The sequence below is a fragment of the Pedobacter suwonensis genome (assembly GCF_044762335.1).
GTDB lineage: Bacteria > Bacteroidota > Bacteroidia > Sphingobacteriales > Sphingobacteriaceae > Pedobacter.
Window position 1 is genome coordinate 326,714 of the sequence record NZ_JBIWEB010000002.1, and the last position, 19,396, is coordinate 346,109.

Sequence of the window (19,396 nt, forward strand, 5' to 3'; positions counted from 1 at the left end):
TTTTTGATTGGAGCGCAAAACCTGTATAAAATAGGAAGTATCTTCCCGTTTTTCGCTTTTACGCTTCCTCGTACCTCGTTGCTGCAGGGTAATGCTGCAGCCGGGGCTAGATGGCCTGGGCAGTCGTTATCTTTTGGAGTTGCAGAACGCAGAAACTTTGTACCTAAACCCGATTGCAATGTAAAGCCCGTAAGCGAGGAACGAGTGCGGACTTGGAATGGAAAGCGGGTCCGAAGCGGCCAAACACACAGGACCGTTCATTTCCAAATCAACAATGATAAGTTTTTCTTTTGTAGTGCAATTTGGCGGACAAGTTTAGCTTTAATCGGTAATCTGCTGTCAACTAAAAACCGGAAACTGCCAAGCTGTACTAAAGTTCTTTCCTTAGCCTGGCTACAGGGATATTCATTTGCTCGCGATATTTGGCAACTGTTCTTCTGGCAATGTTATATCCTCTTTCTTTTAAAATTTCGGTCAGTTTTTCATCTGCCAAAGGTTTGCGTTTATCTTCGTTACCAATACAGTCTTCTAATATTTTTTTTACCTCTTTATTCGAAACTTCTTCACCATTTTCGGTTTGTATCGCTTCGGAGAAGAAAGATTTTAACAGGAAAGTACCAAATTCGGTTTGTACATATTTAGAGTTTGCCACCCTCGATACGGTTGAGATATCCATATCGATTTTATCTGCAATATCTTTTAAAATCATCGGGCGCATTTTACGCTCATCAGCTGTTAAGAAATATTCATACTGGTAGTGCATAATGGCGTTCATTGTTTTTAACAAAGTTTGTTGTCTTTGTTTAATCGCATCAATAAACCACCTTGCAGAATCTAATTTTTGTTTAACAAACTGAACGGCCTCTTTCAACTTTTTATCTTTAGATGAAGTTTTGTCATAATGCTCAAACATTTCCTGGTAAGATCTGCTCACTTTCAGCTCAGGGGCATTTTTTGAATTCAAAGTCAGAATCAAAACACCATCATTATTGCTGATGTGGAAATCAGGAATAATCTGCATCTGCTTTGTGGTTACCTGGTTGGCATCACCAGGTTTAGGGTTTAAACGTAAAATTTCATTTACTACATCTTTAAGCTCTTCACTATCCAAGCCTAAACTTTTTTCTAATTTATCGTAATGTTTGCGTGTAAACTCGTCCAGATAGTTTTCTACAACATTCATTGCTTTAACTATAATCGGATTGTTTGTATCTTTTCTTTTTAACTGGATCAATAAACATTCTTTCAGGTCTCTTGCGCCAATACCCGGAGGGTCGAAGCCCTGGATCAGTTTTAACATTTCCAATACATCCTCTTCCTCAACCATTACATTCTGAGAAAAAGCAAGGTCATCGATCATGGAACCCAACGGACGGCGTAAATAGCCGTCATCATCCAAACTGCCAATGATCTGTTTACCGATAATAAAATCCTGATCGGATAAGGGTATAAGGTCTAATTGCTCCTGTAAACTCTCAAAAAAGGTGCTTTCAATGGCAATTGGCATTTCTTTTTTCTCCTCGTCGTCGTCGCCATTATTATAGTTGGTGCTATAATCGTTCGCCGAATCGTCCTGCAAATAATCATCTACATTAAATTCGTCCATGCTGGTGTCTTCTGATGATTGTTCGTAATCATCAGGACTATCATTTAAGTCATCATATTCGCTTTTTGGCTCGTCCTGAGTCATTAAACTTGGATCTTCCAGCGCCGGATTGTCTTCAAGTTCTTCTTTTACGCGGGTATCTAAAGCAACGGTTGGCACCTGCAACAATTTAATAAACTGTATTTGTTGCGGCGATAACTTTTGTAATAATTTTTGTTGTAGATGTTGTTTTAGCATAGTAAATAAAAAAAGAATAGCGCAAAAATAAACAATAGATTTCAGATATTATGCTGATTTGACCCAAATGCCTATTGATATGTTCGGTTTTTAAAATTATTTGCTAAACGTTTGCATTAAGTTTTATGTTTGCTATTTTAGCAAATAAATAAAACTAAGCTAATACAATATGGGGTTTGTAAAAGAATTTAAAGAGTTTGCCATTAAGGGCAATGCTTTCGATTTAGCAGTCGGAGTTATTATTGGCGGGGCTTTTGGTAAGATTGTGACCAGTATAATTGAAGATTTGATTATGCCTGTGGTGGCTGCTATGGTTGGCAAACCCGATTTTAGCAGCATTTATTTTGCCATGGGTAAAGGATCAGAGCTAATTCCGAAGGGTGCATCATTAGCTGAGGCGAAAAAAGCTGCACCCGATGCCGCTATATTTGCATATGGAAATTTTATTACGGTTGCGATAAATTTCTTTTTACTTGCCCTGATTGTTTTTATTATGGTGAAAACCATTAACAGAATGAAAAAGAAAGAGGAAGCAGTAGCTGTTGCCACACCACCTGCGCCTACCAAAGAACAAGTGCTTTTAACAGAAATCAGAGATTTGCTAAAAGCAAAAGCATAAACACAAAGCTCCGCTCACCAATCCCAGATGCGGAGCTTTTTCGTTTTAATAACTTCTTTTGACCCTTGGGTCGGTAATGATGATGTAATCGCCAAGCGAACGAAATTTTTCCCATTCGGGATTGTCAAAACTTTCATCAGAAAACGACGAGATATTCAAAATTGCCAGTTTTGGATTGAGTTTTTTGAGTTTGGCCACTGTACCAAGCTTTTCATCGCTGTGGAAACGACCGTTCAGCTGTAAAACCTTAATGCCTTTGTTGACCTTAATAAACCTATTGATAGACCAGGACATGGTCGCATCCCATAAATTTTGCGTCTGGTAAATTTTCATCGTGCCCATGTTATGCCCGCCCAGGGTTGCTGTGAATTTTTCATAATACCTACCCTGCGCGGTATCAACAGGCAATGGAGGTAAAAAGCCGAACGATGCTTTAGGGAACTTTTCTAACACCGTTAAACCATTAAGTGTAACAGCGTTGCTGTAACGTGCTGCCGCATTTGCCGCGATAACTTTCAAACTGTTTTGTTTGGCATATTCAATTAAAGGTCTGTAATCTTTATAATTTCCCCAGGCTCTGCTTTCCTTAACAAAGTTCTTTTCTGAGATTAATCCTGCCAAGTATTCATCTACCTCAAGCTGTACATCGGTTTGGAACATCTCTAAGGATAACGCCACTTTCCGCGGATATTTTGAATCGAGTTTTTTGAAAAGTTCCGCTTCTAGGTGGTGTCCTACAGAATCATTATGGTCTTCGCCAAAAAATAAAACATCAGCATGTTCCATATCATCAATAATATCGTCTATTGAGATCGATTTTTGTTTTTTTACATGATAGATCTTGTAATGGCTGCTTATTTCCTGCGCATACAGGCCGGTAGAAATAGCAAAAACAAACACAAATAGTATAAATTTCATGCTTTCAAAATAACAAAATAATTTTCACCGACAAAATAAGGTCGCTTACCGCCGTTTGCCGGTTTCTTACATGTGGCTTATGTGGCGATCGGGACCTGATCAATACTTTTGGATTATTAAATACGAGCACAAATGGAAAATTTAAATCATAACAATCACCAGAATCACCAGCTTAACAACTCAGGACGGGTTTGGAGCGGTTTCATCATCATCATTATTGGGCTTGCATTTTTGTTAAACAATATAGGATTAGATATTCCGGGTTGGATATTCAGCTGGTCTAATTTTTTAATTTTATTGGGCGTATTTATCGGCGTTCGCCGTAACTTTAAGGGGATAGGATGGCTGGTCTTAATTTTAGTCGGTGCCTATAATACCTTAATTCGTATACCTGGCCTGGACATCGATTTGTCAAAATATGCGTTAGGCCTTGGTTTAGTGATTGTAGGTAGCTTTTTAATTATCAAACCAAAGCATTGCTCGTCTCTAAAGAAGAAAGATAAGAAAAAGGCTGATTTTGAATTCGAAAGTGTTGCAGACCAGGATAACATAAATAACAATGATGTGATTGATGTAATGGCTGTTTTTGGAGGTAGTCATCAAACGGTATATACTAAAAACTTCCAGGGTGGAAATGTTACAGCCGTTTTTGGAGGCGCAGATATTGTAATGACCCAGGCTGATTTTCCTGAAGCTGTATCGCTCGATGTAACGGCCGTTTTTGGCGGAATTAAATTGATTGTACCACAAAACTGGGCAATAAAATCAAATGTAACAGCATTATTTGGCAGTGTTGAAGATAAAAGATCGCATGTGATACCGGTTTCGGAGCTGAAAAAGACATTGATTTTAGATGGCACGGCTTTATTTGGTGGAATTGAAATTAAAAGTTTCTAAATATTCATGATAAATAACGCCTTATGAAATGGTTTGCAGTAAATTGTATCTATCAGGTAATTTGCGGTGAAGGCAAACATACGCCACAGTTTAACGAGCAGATACGTTTAATCCAGGCAGATGGTATCAGGCATGCCTTAAGCAAGGCTAATTTGAATGCCATGCATTTTAATTCTTCTATTAACAATTGCCAGGGAGATAAAATAGTATGGAAGTTTTTAGGTGTAGGTGGGATATCTGAAGTTGCAGCACTTAAAGATGGTGCAGAAGTAAGTTCCAGAATTGTTGAGCCTACTTCGGTTGCACGATATCTGGAAGAGCTGGCGTATCGCAATAATTCATTAACTAATCAAACTCATTTTGACAACTAGACCTTTATCCGTTCCGCAAATACAGAAAGTATCATTGGCCATAGCAGTCCTATGGACGATAATTTGTGCCGCTGGATTACATTATGTAGTTAATTTTTCCTGGTGGATAGCCATAACTGATAGCTTAACCAGTAATTTTTTGCTGGCATTGGCCTGTATAGGAGTAAGCAATATGCTGGGTTATTATCAGCCAAAAAATGAACGTATTCTCTATGTACTGATTATTACACTGGCGCTCACATTAGTGATTATCTATACTGCCAAATATGGCTTGCTTTATATCTTTACAGATTATAAAGAATATAAAGATTTTTATAATTTTTCTTTTGCCTTTAGGGGGCTGATTTCTTTTATGTGCTTAGGTTGGTGCGCATTAGCCAATATACTATGGTATAGGTTGGAAGAACAGTCAGAAACGCACGAGCGACTATCTGCAGCGAAAAGTTTGGCTAAAGAGGCTGAGTTAAATAAGCTCCGGCACCAGTTGCAACCGCATTTTCTTTTTAACAGTTTAAATTCGGTATTTGCACTCACCATGGTTAATCCAAAAGAAGCTGGCGTGATGATTACGAAATTAGCTTCTTTTCTGCGCGGCACTCTAAAACGCGACGATGAATTATGGGTTTCGGTAGAGGAAGAAATGGAATATATTCAATTATACCTTGATATAGAGAAAGTGAGGTTCAGCCATAGATTAAATGTAGAAGTAAATGTTGCTGAAGATACTTTAAAACTTTGTTTGCCAGGCACATTATTGCAACCTATTGTGGAAAATGCCATTAAATTTGGACTTTATAATACTTCAGCCGGCATCACGATCAAAATTGACGTTACTGTTGAATATAATATTTTACAATTGCGCGTTCAAAATCCTTTCGATCCGGAAATGAAAGCTGCAGGCGGGACAGGATTCGGTTTAAGTGCCATTAAACGCAGGTTATATCTGTTATTTGCAAATACCCATTTATTACAAACCGATATTGAGGCAAATAATTTATATATTACCACCCTAAAAATTCCACAAAAAAATGATCCGGACAATACTAATTGATGATGAGCCTTTAGCGAGAGATATTGTAAAATATTACCTTTCAGATCATGCAGAAATAGAAATTGTAGCCGAATGTGGCGACGGATTTGAAGGTTTGAAAGCCATTACCTTGCATAAGCCCGATTTAATTTTTCTAGACATACAAATGCCTAAAATTAGTGGCTTTGAAATGCTCGAACTGGTAGAAGATAAGCCTGCCGTAATTTTCACCACTGCTTTTGATGAGTATGCCATTAAAGCCTTTGAGGTTAATGCAGTAGATTATTTGCTTAAACCGATTGATAAATCGCGCTTCGATGCCGCCATCAAAAAAATAGCCGGCAAATTAAACCAGGCCGAAAATACAGAAGCTGTTCTGGATGCGGCAGCTTTAAGCCCGGCCCAAAACAATAGGGTAGTGGTTAAAAAAGATGGTGTAATTAAAATCATTCCGGTTGCCGATATTAACTACTTAGAGGCTGATGATGATTACGTGAAATTAAGTACTGTTGACGGTGCTTTCTATAAAAACAAAACCATGGCTTATTTTGAACAAACCCTTGATAGTAGCCAGTTTATCCGGATACACCGATCATACATCATTAACCTGGCACAGGTAACTAAAATAGAACTAAAAGAAAAAGATAGCTATGTGGTGTTGTTAAAGTCTGATATCTGGCTTCCGGTAAGCAACACAGGGTATGTGAAATTGAAGGTCGCGCTGGGGCTTTGAGCTGGTTATCTGGCAAGCATCAACAGCTAAATTTATGGTTAGTTTTGCGTTCCGTCTTGCAATGGCATAGCATCAGCCATTATCCCTCAGGCTCACAAAAAGTATTTTCTCAGCACTTGCTTTCAAAAGATTCTTTAGCTTTGCAATTAAATATAAAATAATAATTAGTCACGCTTGCATTTGTAGAGAAATCGCTTTATATTTGCACCTCTTAATTTTACAATAGATAATATACAGTCATGAAAAGAACATACCAACCTTCGCAAAGAAAGAGAAGAAATAAACACGGCTTCCGCGAAAGAATGGCAACAGCTAACGGCAGACGAGTATTAGCATCACGTCGTGCTAAAGGAAGAAAAAGATTAACAGTTTCTGACGAACGCAAGCATAAAGCATAATTTTTGATTGCTTTTCCGTTAATTCGGGATTGGCAGATCAAAATCTGCAGTTATCAATCAAAAATATATGTACACATTCAGGAAAGAAGAACGGTTATGCAGCAGGAAATATTTAGACCTGTTGTTTAAAAACGGTTCTTCTTTTTTATTATATCCTTTTCGGATTTCTTATCTTTTTGTTGACGTTGTTACCGATGTGCAAGCGCAGGTGGTAATCAATGTACCTAAAAGAAGATATAAGCGGGCCGTAGATCGTAACCTGCTCAAGCGTCGCATCCGTGAAGCTTATCGGCTAAATAAACAGAATCAGTTGTACATTTCTTTACCTGCAGACCGCGGATTGCTATTGTTTTCCATCCAGTTTGTGGGAAAGGATAAGTATGAATTTGCTTTTATCGAGAAGAAACTGATCGCTACCTTTAAGCGTTTCCAAAATTTAATCAAGCCCAATGAAATTCATCAATAAAATTTTTGGATGGTTATTTTTAGGTTTGATCAAAATTTATCAATACGGCATTTCGCCTATGTTGGGTGCAAATTGCCGTTTTACGCCAACCTGCTCTCAATATGGCATTGAAGCCATTAAAAAGCACGGTCCGTTTAAAGGTGGCTGGCTGGCATTAAAACGTATTGGCCGTTGTCATCCATGGGGTAAACACGGGCACGACCCGGTTCCATAGTAAGGTTCATTTGTTATAGGTTGATTAGTTATTTTCGGTTCCTGGCGCCAATCTTAATCGCGGTCGACCTTTCAGCTGAAGTGCAGTCCCGAACTTTCAGGAGAGAAATCTATTTGGCCAAGTTTCGATTTTATAAAGATCCTTTCATGGCGTTCAGGATGACGGCATAATGCTATCAATTTCGACTCCGCTCAGGAAGGTACGTTTCTAAGTAATAATTGACCCGTTACTCAAGACTGCGGACTATTCAGGACCCATTTTCCATAGTTCCTCTTACATCTTCCATTTTTATTTATCTTTGTTCCATGGCTAAAATACTTCAAATAGAAACCGCTACGGCAATATGCTCTGTGGCGTTATCTGTTAACGGTGAAACAATTTCATTTAAAGAGGAGCAAGGGCAGAACCTGCATGCAGCAAATTTGACGCTGTTTATTGATGAGGTAGTGAAAACAGCAGGCTTAAGCTATCCAGAATTAGATGCCATTGCGGTAAGTAAAGGCCCTGGATCTTACACAGGCCTGCGTATTGGTGTTTCAACCGCTAAAGGACTTTGTTATGCCCTGGATAAACCTTTGATCGCGATTGAAACATTGGAAATGATGGCCGCTGGTTTTTTGTCTCAAAATCCGGCTTATTCAGGATTAATCTGTCCTATGATTGATGCCAGAAGGATGGAAGTATATACAACAGTTTTTGATCCGTTGTTAAATGTATCCATACCCACTGAAGCTAAAATTATTGATGACACGAGTTTTAATAATTTTCTTTCCAATCACGTCATTACCTTCTTAGGCGATGGTGCAGCCAAATGCGCAGCCGTTTTAACACATCAAAATGCAAAATTTGATGCGGAAAATTTCAATTCTGCTACCTATATGTCGCGTTTGGCTAACGAGGCGTTTGATAACGGCAATTTTGAAGATGTAGCCTACTTTGAGCCTTTTTACCTTAAAGATTTTGTAATTACCCAATCTAAAAAGCAGCAGGCATAAATCTACTTTCTTCTAAAAATCGAAAAAAGGCTTTTGAAAAAACCGTCACCGTCACTTTTATCATTAATACCCGGTATTATGTCAGCAAACTGGGGATGATTCACCACATTTCCGAATTTGATACCTACGCCCATATAAAAAGAGGCTCCGTTAGGCCCCCTGCCTGTATAGGCATTTTTTTTAATTAGGCCATAAGTTTGGTAACCTGTAGAAACCAGATTATCCGTACCCATAAACAACTCAAAGTTAGGTGTCTGGTATTTTCCTTGCAGCCCGACCATAAAAACACCATTTAAATTGTATAAAGGTGTTACGCTTCCTGAAAAATCGTTAACGATAAAAGTATTTACGAATGCAACATCACCACCTTTATAAAACAGGTTTTTTGAAACGGCCAAAGCAGGTTTGTAAAAACCATAACTTTTAGACATAAAAAAATCAAATTTAGCATTTGTTGGAGCCAGGAATTTTTTGGGTTCCTCTGCCTGCAAGAAAATATCTTGTATTTTCTGATTGGTATTCGATTGGTTGTTTTCTATATTCTCAATGGTTTTTGATTGATCGATGGTAGTATGTTGGGTATTGCTGCGCCACCAGATAAATCCCAAGTCTTTGATATTGGCCATTAAAAATAAACCTTTTTTAGTGGTATAGTTGGTCCCAAAACCAAATGACAAGCCTGGGTTTTTAAAGTTTGGAAAGAAGGTTTTCTTATTTATTTCATTAAAATCGGAGAAGTTGGCCGAGTAGGTTCCGTTCAAGCCAATTAACAAGGCATCCGTCTCAGGATCGATGTATAATTTAGAATCATAAATATTTAACTTATTGTAAAGTATCCCACTTAATACACTGGCTTTTAAACCAAATGCAAGCCTTTTGTTCCAGTTTTCGCGGTAGGTAAAGCTAAGCTGATGGTAACTTTGCTGGTAACCTTTGGTGTCAAAAATTCCTGTATATAGCTTGTTGCTATCAAACCGTTCGAAGGAATCAAAAATGGCCAAAGTTTCGTTGGTATAATCAACATGGGCATCAGACCTGATCTGCCACGAAAAGCCCATTTCTTCCTGATACTTATAAGATTTGAAAAGCCTGAATGTTGCTAAATAGATATTACTGTTTTCAAAAAAATGATTAACCTCGCCGGTGCCAATGGGTAAACTTCTGGTATCAAAAACGCCTTCCTGAGCTAGTTTTCTAACGGCAAATTCAGAACTTCCCTTGTTAGCTGCATTCGTTCCGAAATAAGGTAAGAAGAAATTGGAAGAAAATTTTCTGGATGAATCCAGGGTGAAAGATTTCTGAGATGGGTTTTCGAATGCATCGAACATGGTTTTGGTGCCATAGAGTGCATATTGTTGTGCATTTGCAATCCCGAAGCTGGCTATTGCCAGTAACGCAAGTAAAAGTTTCTTCATGTAAAGGGTTTATTGGGATGGTTTCCTTATTAACGGTTACTTAATGAATCTGGTATTTTTGGTTGTATATATTTGTTTAGAAGCAAGTTAGTAATGAATTTGTTTTTATCTGCAGTCATCTGGTAACAAAACGTATCGAAACTTTTTAAACCACTGTCGGCCCGTAAGTGTCTGTAGAAACTCAGTTGAATATTATGCCTGAAAATATCTGCCGAATTTTGGGTATTGATGTAATAACTTACATTAGAAGTGGTAGAAATCTCGTTCGCCGCAGCTAAATATTGAGGTGTTTGTATTAAAAGCCTGTTCTTTTTGTAGTTATTTAAAAATGACTGTATGGTACTTGCATTATTGGCCACAACCAAATTATTATCGATAATAACATAATAAGGCCGCTCGAATTTTTTAAAGGGCTCACCAAAATAACTGTATAAAATATCGGCTGATTTAAAAAGTTTGATTTCTTCGTTATAATTTGTACTGACGTCAAACAATAACTGTTTTGTCTTTTCGCCATTCGATAATGAGACCGCGCCTAGTTTTTCGCCCGTACTTAGTTGAAAAAGAATAAACTGATTCTTGCTATACGTAGTAAATATGGAGTTTAAATCTGTTCTGTAATTATCCTTTACTGCTTTGATTACCGCATTTGTTTTTGAAAGTATTTTCGTCTGTTCCTGCCATGCATTTAATTTCCTGAACCATTTTTCATAATCATCATAAGCATATAATGCATAGTTTGCGGTATTATCGGGCAGGATATTTTGAATAGATGTATTTTGTGCAGCGGTATTTTCAAATAACTTAAGGTAATTGTGCTGATCTTTTATTTCAGTACTCCCGTTAAAAAGAATTTTTTCCTTACTAAAATTATAATTGAGTACAGCATAACTGTTCTGATGATTAAATAGGGCAATTTCTCCATTAATGTTACCCGCAATAATATTTTTTAGTAATAAGGGAGCCTGGTTAAAATTAATATAAATGTTAGCCAGTACGTTTTTAATCTCGCGGTTATTCTCTTTAATGTATTCTGTGAAAGGATTTTCAGTTAAACGGATATTGGCATCATTAATTAGTTTTAAAGAAGTTGAAACGGTTAATACCTGATTGTGTACGCCCAAATAAACCTGTAAGCTATCATTTATCTTAACGGTGTAAAGTTCCTTTGAATTTTCGGTAATTAACCGTTTTAATTTTAACTGTTCATGAAATTTTTTGATGTCTTTTTCTGGCTGAATCTGTAGGGTGATGAGGAAGTTAAGTGTTTTATTGGAGTCAGGTAGCAAGCTAATATAAACCTGCTGATCTTTCAGATACCTGTTAAGCAGATTATCATCAATCATGTTTGCTTTTAGCTGTTTCAAGAGGCTCATTTTATCTTTGCCTAAAACCTGCTGGATCAGTTGTTGTCCTTCCAGAATATCGTAGAAACCCTTGTCGTTTCGAAAAGAAAATACCAGTGCTGCATTATTGGTTGCTGACTGCAGCGCCAGGTCTTTTGCATCATTATCAATCCCTAATTTCGAAAAATAGAGGTATGCCATAAAGGCTACACCTAAAAATAATGCACTTGTTAGAATTACGATTTTTTTCATTTGCTAAGCAACAAATTTAATTTATTACATTGATTAGTGAGAAGTTCTTTGCCAATTTATTAATTTAGCGACTGCTACTTGCAAATAACTATGAATAAACGAATAATCCTTACTGCTTCTTTTTTTGGTGCTGTTGCCGTTTTGTTGGGGGCATTTGGTGCCCATGGACTAAAAGCTTTAATTGATGGACCGTCATTAGAAATCTGGCAAAAAGGTGTCGACTACCAGTTTTATCATACATTTGCTTTATTATACCTTTCTACTTTTGCCCGTTATCGGAACAAGCTTATTAATATTGCATATTTCTGCTTTACATTTGGGATTATTCTTTTTTCAGGATCTTTATATTTATTGGCTACGCGAAGCATCACGCATTTAGGATTTACCGAATTTATTGGTCCGGTAACGCCAATTGGTGGGCTTTTGTTTGTATTGGGATGGATAATGCTCTTTTTTGCAGCATTTAAAGATAAGTAATGAATACTTTCGAAAACGATATTTTTTCGGAAAGAGAAACACTTTTTGTGGAAGTTATTTTGCCTTTATCGTTGGCAAAAAACTATACATATCGGGTACCTTTCGATTTAAATGATCAGATTGCCATTGGAAAACGTGTAGTGGTACAATTTGGAAAGCATCGGATTTATACGGCTTTAATTAGTGCAATCAGCAAGGTGCCACCTACGGTTTATGAGGCTAAATACATTATTGACGTTGTAGATGCCGAGCCTGTAATTACACCCATGCAGCTTAAATTCTGGACATGGATGACCAATTATTATATGTGCAACGAAGGGGATGTCATGTCGGCTGCCCTGCCGGCCAGTTTAAAATTGGCCAGTGAAACCATCCTGGTTCTTCGCGATGATTATAATGAGGCGTCTGTGCTTACCGATAAAGAGGAAATCATTATCAATGCACTTAAACAGCAACAGAAACTTACTGTTAATGATGTTTCTAAACTGCTCGGACAGAAAACAGTATATCCAATCATCAATCAGCTATTGGATAAGGAATTGGTGCTGGTGGCAGAAGAGGTGGTACAGAAATATAAACCATTGCTCAAATCGTTTATTATTTTAAATGATTTTTATAATGACGAAGAAAATCTGAAGCAGCTTTTTAATGTTCTGGAAAAGGCACCTAAACAGTTAGACGCTTTATTGGCTTACCTGAAATTGCGAAAAACAAATTTGCCCATTGCTAAAGAGCAGCTTTTAGCAGAAAGCAGTTGTGGGCCGGCGGCATTAAAAGCTTTAACAGACAAAGATATTTTTGTGGTGATGAAAAGGCCGGTTAGCCGTTTGGCTTCCCATGATGAAGAGTTTAGCGTCAATTTTGAACTGAACGGAAGTCAGCAAAAAGCATTGGAGCAGATTAACCGGTATTTTGAGGAAAAAGAAGTTGTTTTGCTACATGGCGTAACCGCGTCAGGAAAAACGCAGGTTTATATCAAACTGATTGAAGAAATTATTCAAAATACAGATGGACAGGTACTGTTTCTGTTGCCCGAAATTGCCTTGACCACGCAGATTGTAGAACGTATTAAACGTTATTTTGGCAATGCTATCGGGGTTTACCATTCTAAGTTTAATAATAGCGAAAGGGTAGAAATATGGAACAAGGTAAGAACAGGTGCCTATAAAGTAATTCTTGGTGCGCGTTCGGCAGTTTTTCTTCCGTTTGAAGACTTGAAACTGATTGTGGTTGATGAAGAACACGAACCTTCTTACAAACAGTATGATCCGGCTCCCCGCTATCAGGCTCGTGATGCGGCCATATATCTCGGTTATCTGCATCATGCCAAGGTTATTTTAGGCTCAGCTACACCATCCCTGGAGAGCTATTATAATGCCCTGCACGGCAAATACGGCCTTGTAGAAATGAAAGAGCGCTTTGGCGGGGTTCAGCTTCCTAACCAACAGGTGGTGAGCATTGCAGAAGAAACGAAGAAAAAAACAATGAGCTCGTATTTTTCGAGCGTATTGATCAAAGATATTGATCTGGCTCTTTCAAAAAAAGAGCAGATTGTATTGTTTCAGAACAGGAGAGGCTACGCTACAATTTTAATCTGCGCTACCTGTGGTTATACTCCAAAATGCGTGAACTGCGATGTAAGTTTAACCTATCATAAAAGCAGCGGTAAACTGCATTGCCATTACTGTGGTTACCAGCAGAGCAGTATAAATATTTGTCCGGCCTGTGGATCGGTACACGTAGAGCAAAAAGGTTTTGGAACCGAGCGGATTGAAGAAGAACTCAGGTTACTTTATCCAGATGTTACTATTGCCCGGTTAGACATGGACAGTACGAGGACCAAAAATGGTTTACAGCAGATCTTAAACGATTTCCAGGAAAAGAAAACCGATATTTTAATCGGTACGCAGATGGTGGCCAAAGGCCTGGATTTCGACAACCTGAACCTGATTGGTGTAATTAATGCCGATACGCTTTTAGGTTATCCCGATTTTCGTGCCTACGAAAGGAGTTTCCAGCTGCTTGCACAGGTTGCGGGCAGGGCAGGCAGACGAGCCGATCAGGGCAATGTTTGTATCCAGACTTATGACGCTGAAAACCGGATTATCAAACAGGTAGTGAACAATGATTATGAGGGGATGTATAACGATGAGATTTTGGAGCGCGAGAAATTCCTTTATCCGCCGTTTTCACGGATGATTTTTTTATATATCAAACATAAAGATTCTCATGTTCTGGATCACGCCGCACTTACCCTGGCCAATATTTTAAAAGGAAAATTCGGTAAGCGTGTTTTAGGTCCGGAACAACCACTCGTAAGCCGTGTACGTAATCTCTACATCAAACAGATCATTATTAAGGCCGATAAGCACACCGCTATTCAAAAAGTTAAGGATGCGTTAAGGGAAACGCTTACACAGTTTAATGCCACTAAAGAATTTAAGGGGATTTTTACGCAAATAGATGTAGATCCGTACTAGAAATGATTGAATGATTAAGTTTTGAATAAGTGAATGGTTTTTCAGTCTCTCATTCTATAAATCTCTCATTCTACAATTCAATCATTCCGTAATTCTGTCATTCAATGATTCCCTCATTCTATCCTTCTCTCAATCTTTCCTTCAATCCTTTTTATGTGGATAATGTATCATTCTCAAACTCAGCCAATCCATTCACAAATTTAATCATTCTCTTATTTTAACCTTGAATCACCGTTAAAAAAAGCTAATTTTGAAGCTCATGGCATATAAATTTGTTGATAATTACCGAGAACGTGGAGCTAGAAAAAAACTGGTTGAGTTGTTAAGGTCCCGTGGAATTGAAGATGAAAATGTATTAGCGGCCATAGGTAAAGTTCCACGTCATTTCTTTTTTGACGAAACGTTTTGGAACCAGGCCTACAAAGATATTGCTTTCCCCATAGGCGATGGACAAACCATATCTCAGCCTTATACGGTTGCTTACCAAAGTGAATTGCTCCACATTAAAAAAGGAGATAAAGTACTCGAAATCGGAACAGGATCGGGCTATCAAACCTGCATTTTAATGGAGTTGGGCGCTACCGTTTTTACCATCGAAAGACAGGAGAATATTTACAACAGAACCATTCAGGTTTTACCTGGGATGGGGTATAGACCTACTTTTTATTGCGGTGATGGTTCCAAAGGGATTGCCGCCCATGCACCATATGATAAAATAATCGTGACCGCTGGTGCGCCAATGGTTCCGGAAATTTTATTAAAACAATTAAAAATTGGTGGCATTCTGGTGATCCCGGTCGGTGATGAGAAAACCCAGAAAATGGTTACGGTGATCCGTGTAAGCGAAACAGATTACGACAAAATTGTATTGGATACTTTTAGATTTGTACCATTGGTTGGAGACCAGGCATGGTGAGATCAGTTGGGAGTTTGGAGATAGGAGTTTGGAGTCAATTTAACTCCCAACTCCAAACTATCTTTTCATCGCTCTGTCTAACTCACGCTTGGTATCTCTATCTTTAATGCTATCGCGTTTGTCGAACTCTTTTTTACCCTGGGCCAGTGCAATTTCCATTTTGGCAAAACCCCTTTCATTGATAAAAATGCGTAAAGGAACAATGGTATAACCTTTTTCTTCGCCTTTCAGCTTTAGTTTTCTGATTTCTTTCTTTTGAAGGAGTAATGCCCGGTCACGTTTTATATCATGGTGGTAAAAAGAACTGTGGCTATATTCAGAAATATGGAGGTTGCGAACATAGAGATTCCCACCAATGAACATGCAAAATGCATCAGTCATATTGGCCTTACCTTGTCTGATTGCTTTTATTTCTGTTCCTAAAAGCGCAATCCCGGCTATGTATTTATCTAAAAGATTATAATCAAAATATGCTCTTTTATTCTTGATGTTGATATCGTTTTTCAAAATTTTAATAAGTATATTATTGTAGTATATACAACGGTATGTAAAACAAAATGTTTAAACTATAAATGCGCCTCACCATGCTCAATTTGTTTCAGTATCTTTTTATAAGCTCCTGAACTAAATCTGATCACGATCTGTCCAGGAATGAAGGCCGTTAATGTAATTCGCAGTTAACAGCTGCAAATATCTTAAAAATTGGTGTGATAATTTAGTTTTAATTTATTTCGGGCTTAATGCGATCGTTAGGCTGAATTTATTTTGTAAAAACCATGAAAAAACCGGCTTTCATTTTCTATTTACAGTGCTGGCATCAGAGAGAAGTCAGGTTTCATAGCGAATGTATATTAAAATCTGACTTCTCCTGGAAAAAATATTCATCTCTTTGTAAAAGCTAGGGCATATATTGTTATGTTCGTATTTATTGGTTTAAGTTTGAACTTAAAATATCTAAAATGAAATTCAGGAACTTACTTTTAATCTTATTGTTAGCCGTAACTTTTCAGGTAAATGCACAGCAGCCCACACTATTGCCGCAGTTTACCTTTTATAAACTGGATGGAAAACCTTTTTCAAACAGCGATATTAAACAAGGAAAAAAGAACCTATTTATATTGTTTGATTGTACCTGTGAGCACTGCCAGCGGGAAAGTAAAAACCTGAACGCGAATTATGCCAAGTTCAAGGATGTTAATATCTATATGATCACAATGGATGAAGCTTATATCATTCCACAGTTTTTTAATTCGTATGCCAAAGGCTTGAATACAAAACCAAATGTGTTGGTGTTGCAGGATAAAAAAAGGATATTTATTCCAACATTTTTACCTAAACAATATCCGGCAATGTATTTATACTCGCCTGCCGGCAAATTGCTAATGTACCAATCCGGCGATGGTGGTATCAAAAAAATGTTGACGGTAGTTGGTAAATAATCATTTCAATCACAGCTACACGCCAGTCATATCTGTGCTTTGATTATAATCCAACGCTCAACAATCTACCTGATAATCAACACCGGGATATTCACTTTGTGCCTCACCGAATCTACTGTAGTGCCAAAAACAAGGTCTTTTAAACCTTTATGTCCGTGTGCACCCATCACCAGGAGCTCCATTCCGTTTCGGTTACTGATATCGGCGATGGCTTTTCCTGTGTTTCCAAAGCCAATAAATGGTGTAGCATCATATCCAAGGTCTTCCAGGTTGGTTCGGTAACGCTCCAGGTTAACCGCATCGCTCTGCGTTTCATGGTCCATTACTTCCTTGCCCAGATAGCGTGCGGCAGCCGTTTCTACAATATGGATCAGGTAATAGTGCGCATCTTTGCCCCCCTGAATTAAAGCATGCCTGATGGTGTTCCGGTCATTTTTAGAGAAATCTACCGCAATTCCAATTTTTTTATAGATAATCTTATCAATTTTGCCAATGTCCAGCGCATCACCATGTGGCACAATTTGTCTGGATGCATTTTTTTGCTGTTCCAACAGGGGATGGAAGAACACATAGAGCAGGAGAAGCACAATAAGGATTAAAGCAGGAATTACAATGGCATAAATCCACCAGTTATTCGCTTCTTTTGCCCAACCGCTTATTTCTTCCATCACCAGTTTCACATTGAGTGCGATGATCACGACGGCACTTGTCCAGGCTAAAACCTTTACCCACGGTTTAATGGCGAAATCTTTCATCAGTTTTTTATCTGATGTAAAATGGATCAAAGGGATGATCGCAAAGCCCAGCTGCAAACTTAACACCACCTGGCTCAGCACCAACAAACCGCCAAGTGCATCGTCGCCATAGTGCAATATGGTGAAAAACGCAGGTATGATGGCCAGTAATCGGGTAATCAGCCTTCGTAACCAGGGTTGAATCCTTAAATTGATGTGCCCTTCCATAATAATCTGTCCGGCTAAAGTTCCGGTAACAGTAGAGCTTTGCCCGGCAGCAATCAGCGCGATGGCGAACAGGGTCGGCGCTACATTGCCAAAAATATTCGAAAGTAATTTATGCGCATCCTGAATTTCTGCCACTTCATGTAAACCATTTTTATAAAAAGCTGCGGCAGCAAGAATCAAAATGGCTGCGTTAACAAAAAACGCGAGATTTAATGCAACGGTGGTATCAATAAGATTAAATTTTAAGGCTTCTTTAATTCCTTGGTTGCTCCGTTCAATTTTCCTGGTTTGTACCAGAGAGGAGTGAAGGTAGAGGTTGTGTGGCATTACCGTTGCACCAATAATGCCAATGGCAATATAAAGCGCATCGCCGTTGAGTATAGAGGGCTCAAAACCCTTGGCTACTTCTTTAAGGGAGGGTTCTACAATAAACATCTCCACCAAAAAGGAAATACCCACGATAAAGACCATCGAAACGATAAAACCTTCCATGGCCCTCATGCCTTTATTGAGCAAAAACAGCAACAATATGGTGTCGAAAATAGTAATGGAAATGCCCCAGATTAGTGGCAAACCAAAAAGCAGCTGCAAACCAATGGCCATCCCGATAATTTCGGCAAGATCGCAGGCAATAATTGCGGTTTGTGCCAAAGCAAACAATGGAATATTGGCCCAACGCGGATAAGCTTGTTTAGAAGCCTGCGCCAAATCCAATCCCCTCACTATACCTAAACGGGCACTTAACGATTGTAAAAGTAGCGCAATGAGGTTTGACATCAGTAATACCCAGATTAACTGGTAACCGAATTTACTTCCACCTGCCAAATCTGTCGCCCAGTTCCCCGGATCCATGTAACCCACACTGATTAAATAAGCCGGACCAATAAAAGCCAGAATTCTACGCCAGCCTTTCCTTTTATCGGTATTTACGCTTTGATGTACTTCACTTAGCGATTCAGTTTTTGCCATTACTGCTGATTAAAATATGTTTTGCAACTTCTCTGCTGATATTAACTTGTTTATCGGATATCCGGATCTCAACCGAACCGTCGAAATCGGTAACATCGCTAACCTGGATTTGTTTGCCGAGGGTAAGCCCTAATTTTTCCAAATGTTTTAAAAAAGGAGAACTGTGCTGACTCACACCGGTAATGGTGCCAGAATCGCCTGTTTTTAATTCAATAAGTTTAATAAACTGGGTTTTGGCAAATCGTCTGTTTTTATCGGGAATCGGATCGCCATGAGGGTCTGCTCTGGGAAAACCTAAAAACTCATCTAGTCTTTCAATCAGTTCAACTGATTTGATATGTTCCAACTCTTCAGCCACATCATGCACCTCATCCCATTTAAAATTTAGTTTATCAACCAAAAAAACTTCCCATAATCTATGTTTACGTACAATATCTATCGCTGTGTTTTTTCCTGTTTCAGTTAAGGTAACGCCCTGGTATTTAACATAATCAATCAGGCCCTTCTCTGCCAGTTTTTTGATCATGTCTGTAACCGATGCAGGTTTGGTTTGCATTTGTTCTGCTATGGCATTGGTTTGAACATTTGTGGTTTTCTCTGCCAGGTGATAAATGATCTTTAAGTAGTTCTCTTCGGTATAGCTTTGCATTTATGTT

Annotated in this window: 20 protein-coding genes; 13 read left to right on the plus strand and 7 right to left on the minus strand. The window is 38.3% G+C overall.

Translation table 11 applies throughout. The features are described from left to right. Positions 1-370 precede the first annotated feature (370 nt). Positions 371-1,843, minus strand: a complete 1,473-nt coding sequence (rpoN, locus tag ACIQXP_RS04860; protein ID WP_387504685.1) for an RNA polymerase factor sigma-54 — start codon at positions 1,841-1,843, stop codon at positions 371-373. A 169-nt stretch (positions 1,844-2,012) separates the two neighbouring features. On the opposite strand from rpoN, the gene mscL reads away from it, so the two are divergent. Further along, positions 2,013-2,462 carry a large conductance mechanosensitive channel protein MscL gene (gene mscL, locus ACIQXP_RS04865; RefSeq protein WP_387504686.1) on the plus strand — a complete coding sequence of 150 codons (450 nt, stop codon included), beginning with the start codon at positions 2,013-2,015 and terminating at the stop codon, positions 2,460-2,462. Between the two features lie 45 nt (positions 2,463-2,507). On the opposite strand, the gene ACIQXP_RS04870 is transcribed toward mscL, so the two are convergent. Further along, positions 2,508-3,380 (minus strand): ChaN family lipoprotein, encoded by an 873-nt coding sequence (locus tag ACIQXP_RS04870; RefSeq protein WP_387504687.1) that lies wholly within the window; start codon positions 3,378-3,380, stop codon positions 2,508-2,510. Positions 3,381-3,512: 132 nt separating this feature from the next. Here ACIQXP_RS04870 and ACIQXP_RS04875 point away from each other — a divergent pair, with 132 nt between their 5' ends. From ACIQXP_RS04875 to tsaB, 8 genes are all read left to right on the plus strand, one after another. Beyond that, entirely contained in the window at positions 3,513-4,277 is a 765-nt protein-coding gene (locus ACIQXP_RS04875) for a LiaF transmembrane domain-containing protein (protein WP_387504688.1), read from the plus strand. Positions 4,278-4,300: 23 nt separating this feature from the next. Continuing rightward, positions 4,301-4,648, plus strand: a complete 348-nt coding sequence (locus tag ACIQXP_RS04880) for a DUF4288 domain-containing protein (protein ID WP_387504689.1) — start codon at positions 4,301-4,303, stop codon at positions 4,646-4,648. Beyond that, positions 4,638-5,699, plus strand: coding sequence for a sensor histidine kinase (locus ACIQXP_RS04885; protein ID WP_244278715.1), 1,062 nt, complete (start codon positions 4,638-4,640; stop codon positions 5,697-5,699). The genes ACIQXP_RS04880 and ACIQXP_RS04885 overlap by 11 nt, the downstream gene beginning before the upstream one ends. Then, the gene (locus ACIQXP_RS04890; protein WP_387504690.1) at positions 5,677-6,411 is read left to right on the plus strand and encodes a LytR/AlgR family response regulator transcription factor; all 735 of its coding nucleotides are present in this window, start codon (positions 5,677-5,679) and stop codon (positions 6,409-6,411) included. The genes ACIQXP_RS04885 and ACIQXP_RS04890 overlap by 23 nt, the downstream gene beginning before the upstream one ends. A gap of 239 nt (positions 6,412-6,650) precedes the next feature. Further along, a complete protein-coding gene (gene rpmH, locus ACIQXP_RS04895) occupies positions 6,651-6,809 on the plus strand; it encodes a 50S ribosomal protein L34 (RefSeq protein ID WP_010601723.1) in 159 nt (52 codons plus the stop codon). A 67-nt stretch (positions 6,810-6,876) separates the two neighbouring features. Continuing rightward, on the plus strand, positions 6,877-7,275 hold the full coding sequence (locus tag ACIQXP_RS04900) for a ribonuclease P protein component (RefSeq protein ID WP_293742509.1): 399 nt from the start codon (positions 6,877-6,879) through the stop codon (positions 7,273-7,275). Further along, on the plus strand, positions 7,259-7,489 hold the full coding sequence (yidD, locus tag ACIQXP_RS04905; RefSeq protein ID WP_145861089.1) for a membrane protein insertion efficiency factor YidD: 231 nt from the start codon (positions 7,259-7,261) through the stop codon (positions 7,487-7,489). Before ACIQXP_RS04900 ends, yidD begins: the two co-directional genes overlap by 17 nt. A 305-nt stretch (positions 7,490-7,794) precedes the next feature. Further along, on the plus strand, positions 7,795-8,484 hold the full coding sequence (gene tsaB, locus ACIQXP_RS04910; RefSeq protein ID WP_293742511.1) for a tRNA (adenosine(37)-N6)-threonylcarbamoyltransferase complex dimerization subunit type 1 TsaB: 690 nt from the start codon (positions 7,795-7,797) through the stop codon (positions 8,482-8,484). A gap of 2 nt (positions 8,485-8,486) precedes the next feature. On the opposite strand, the gene ACIQXP_RS04915 is transcribed toward tsaB, so the two are convergent. Together ACIQXP_RS04915 and ACIQXP_RS04920 are read right to left on the minus strand one after the other, a co-directional pair. Then, positions 8,487-9,899 carry a DUF5723 family protein gene (locus ACIQXP_RS04915; RefSeq protein ID WP_387504691.1) on the minus strand — a complete coding sequence of 471 codons (1,413 nt, stop codon included), beginning with the start codon at positions 9,897-9,899 and terminating at the stop codon, positions 8,487-8,489. 29 nt (positions 9,900-9,928) lie between these two features. Further along, complete coding sequence (locus tag ACIQXP_RS04920; RefSeq protein ID WP_387504692.1) at positions 9,929-11,497, minus strand: hypothetical protein; 1,569 nt, start codon at positions 11,495-11,497, stop codon at positions 9,929-9,931. A gap of 90 nt (positions 11,498-11,587) precedes the next feature. Between ACIQXP_RS04920 and ACIQXP_RS04925 the strand changes: the two genes are divergently transcribed. The 3 genes from ACIQXP_RS04925 to ACIQXP_RS04935 all read left to right on the plus strand — a co-directional run bounded on the left by ACIQXP_RS04925 (position 11,588) and on the right by ACIQXP_RS04935 (position 15,370). After that, positions 11,588-11,974, plus strand: a complete 387-nt coding sequence (locus ACIQXP_RS04925) for a DUF423 domain-containing protein (protein WP_090980217.1) — start codon at positions 11,588-11,590, stop codon at positions 11,972-11,974. Continuing rightward, positions 11,974-14,454 carry a replication restart helicase PriA gene (priA, locus tag ACIQXP_RS04930; RefSeq protein WP_387504693.1) on the plus strand — a complete coding sequence of 827 codons (2,481 nt, stop codon included), beginning with the start codon at positions 11,974-11,976 and terminating at the stop codon, positions 14,452-14,454. The genes ACIQXP_RS04925 and priA overlap by 1 nt, the downstream gene beginning before the upstream one ends. A gap of 259 nt (positions 14,455-14,713) precedes the next feature. Further along, on the plus strand, positions 14,714-15,370 hold the full coding sequence (locus ACIQXP_RS04935; RefSeq protein WP_090980213.1) for a protein-L-isoaspartate(D-aspartate) O-methyltransferase: 657 nt from the start codon (positions 14,714-14,716) through the stop codon (positions 15,368-15,370). Between the two features lie 57 nt (positions 15,371-15,427). Here the strand turns inward: ACIQXP_RS04935 and smpB are convergent, their stop codons facing one another. Continuing rightward, positions 15,428-15,877 (minus strand): SsrA-binding protein, encoded by a 450-nt coding sequence (gene smpB / locus ACIQXP_RS04940; protein WP_293742516.1) that lies wholly within the window; start codon positions 15,875-15,877, stop codon positions 15,428-15,430. A gap of 452 nt (positions 15,878-16,329) precedes the next feature. Between smpB and ACIQXP_RS04945 the strand changes: the two genes are divergently transcribed. Beyond that, positions 16,330-16,809, plus strand: a complete 480-nt coding sequence (locus ACIQXP_RS04945) for a TlpA family protein disulfide reductase (protein ID WP_293742517.1) — start codon at positions 16,330-16,332, stop codon at positions 16,807-16,809. Positions 16,810-16,874: 65 nt separating this feature from the next. Here the strand turns inward: ACIQXP_RS04945 and ACIQXP_RS04950 are convergent, their stop codons facing one another. Continuing rightward, positions 16,875-18,740 (minus strand): Nramp family divalent metal transporter, encoded by a 1,866-nt coding sequence (locus tag ACIQXP_RS04950; RefSeq protein WP_387504694.1) that lies wholly within the window; start codon positions 18,738-18,740, stop codon positions 16,875-16,877. After that, a complete protein-coding gene (locus ACIQXP_RS04955) occupies positions 18,727-19,389 on the minus strand; it encodes a metal-dependent transcriptional regulator (protein ID WP_293742519.1) in 663 nt (220 codons plus the stop codon). The genes ACIQXP_RS04950 and ACIQXP_RS04955 overlap by 14 nt, the downstream gene beginning before the upstream one ends. Positions 19,390-19,396 lie beyond the last annotated feature (7 nt).

What these genes read in the sequence shown, in the direction of transcription:
- rpoN (WP_387504685.1), bottom strand. Translation starts at nt 1,843, where the DNA reads ATGCTAAAACAACATCTACAACAAAAATTATTACAAAAGTTATCGCCG.
- mscL (WP_387504686.1), top strand. Translation starts at nt 2,013, where the DNA reads ATGGGGTTTGTAAAAGAATTTAAAGAGTTTGCCATTAAGGGCAATGCT.
- ACIQXP_RS04870 (WP_387504687.1), bottom strand. Translation starts at nt 3,380, where the DNA reads ATGAAATTTATACTATTTGTGTTTGTTTTTGCTATTTCTACCGGCCTG.
- ACIQXP_RS04875 (WP_387504688.1), top strand. Translation starts at nt 3,513, where the DNA reads ATGGAAAATTTAAATCATAACAATCACCAGAATCACCAGCTTAACAAC.
- ACIQXP_RS04880 (WP_387504689.1), top strand. Translation starts at nt 4,301, where the DNA reads ATGAAATGGTTTGCAGTAAATTGTATCTATCAGGTAATTTGCGGTGAA.
- ACIQXP_RS04890 (WP_387504690.1), top strand. Translation starts at nt 5,677, where the DNA reads ATGATCCGGACAATACTAATTGATGATGAGCCTTTAGCGAGAGATATT.
- rpmH (WP_010601723.1), top strand. Translation starts at nt 6,651, where the DNA reads ATGAAAAGAACATACCAACCTTCGCAAAGAAAGAGAAGAAATAAACAC.
- ACIQXP_RS04900 (WP_293742509.1), top strand. Translation starts at nt 6,877, where the DNA reads ATGTACACATTCAGGAAAGAAGAACGGTTATGCAGCAGGAAATATTTA.
- yidD (WP_145861089.1), top strand. Translation starts at nt 7,259, where the DNA reads ATGAAATTCATCAATAAAATTTTTGGATGGTTATTTTTAGGTTTGATC.
- tsaB (WP_293742511.1), top strand. Translation starts at nt 7,795, where the DNA reads ATGGCTAAAATACTTCAAATAGAAACCGCTACGGCAATATGCTCTGTG.
- ACIQXP_RS04915 (WP_387504691.1), bottom strand. Translation starts at nt 9,899, where the DNA reads ATGAAGAAACTTTTACTTGCGTTACTGGCAATAGCCAGCTTCGGGATT.
- ACIQXP_RS04920 (WP_387504692.1), bottom strand. Translation starts at nt 11,497, where the DNA reads ATGAAAAAAATCGTAATTCTAACAAGTGCATTATTTTTAGGTGTAGCC.
- ACIQXP_RS04925 (WP_090980217.1), top strand. Translation starts at nt 11,588, where the DNA reads ATGAATAAACGAATAATCCTTACTGCTTCTTTTTTTGGTGCTGTTGCC.
- priA (WP_387504693.1), top strand. Translation starts at nt 11,974, where the DNA reads ATGAATACTTTCGAAAACGATATTTTTTCGGAAAGAGAAACACTTTTT.
- ACIQXP_RS04935 (WP_090980213.1), top strand. Translation starts at nt 14,714, where the DNA reads ATGGCATATAAATTTGTTGATAATTACCGAGAACGTGGAGCTAGAAAA.
- ACIQXP_RS04945 (WP_293742517.1), top strand. Translation starts at nt 16,330, where the DNA reads ATGAAATTCAGGAACTTACTTTTAATCTTATTGTTAGCCGTAACTTTT.
- ACIQXP_RS04950 (WP_387504694.1), bottom strand. Translation starts at nt 18,740, where the DNA reads ATGGCAAAAACTGAATCGCTAAGTGAAGTACATCAAAGCGTAAATACC.
- ACIQXP_RS04955 (WP_293742519.1), bottom strand. Translation starts at nt 19,389, where the DNA reads ATGCAAAGCTATACCGAAGAGAACTACTTAAAGATCATTTATCACCTG.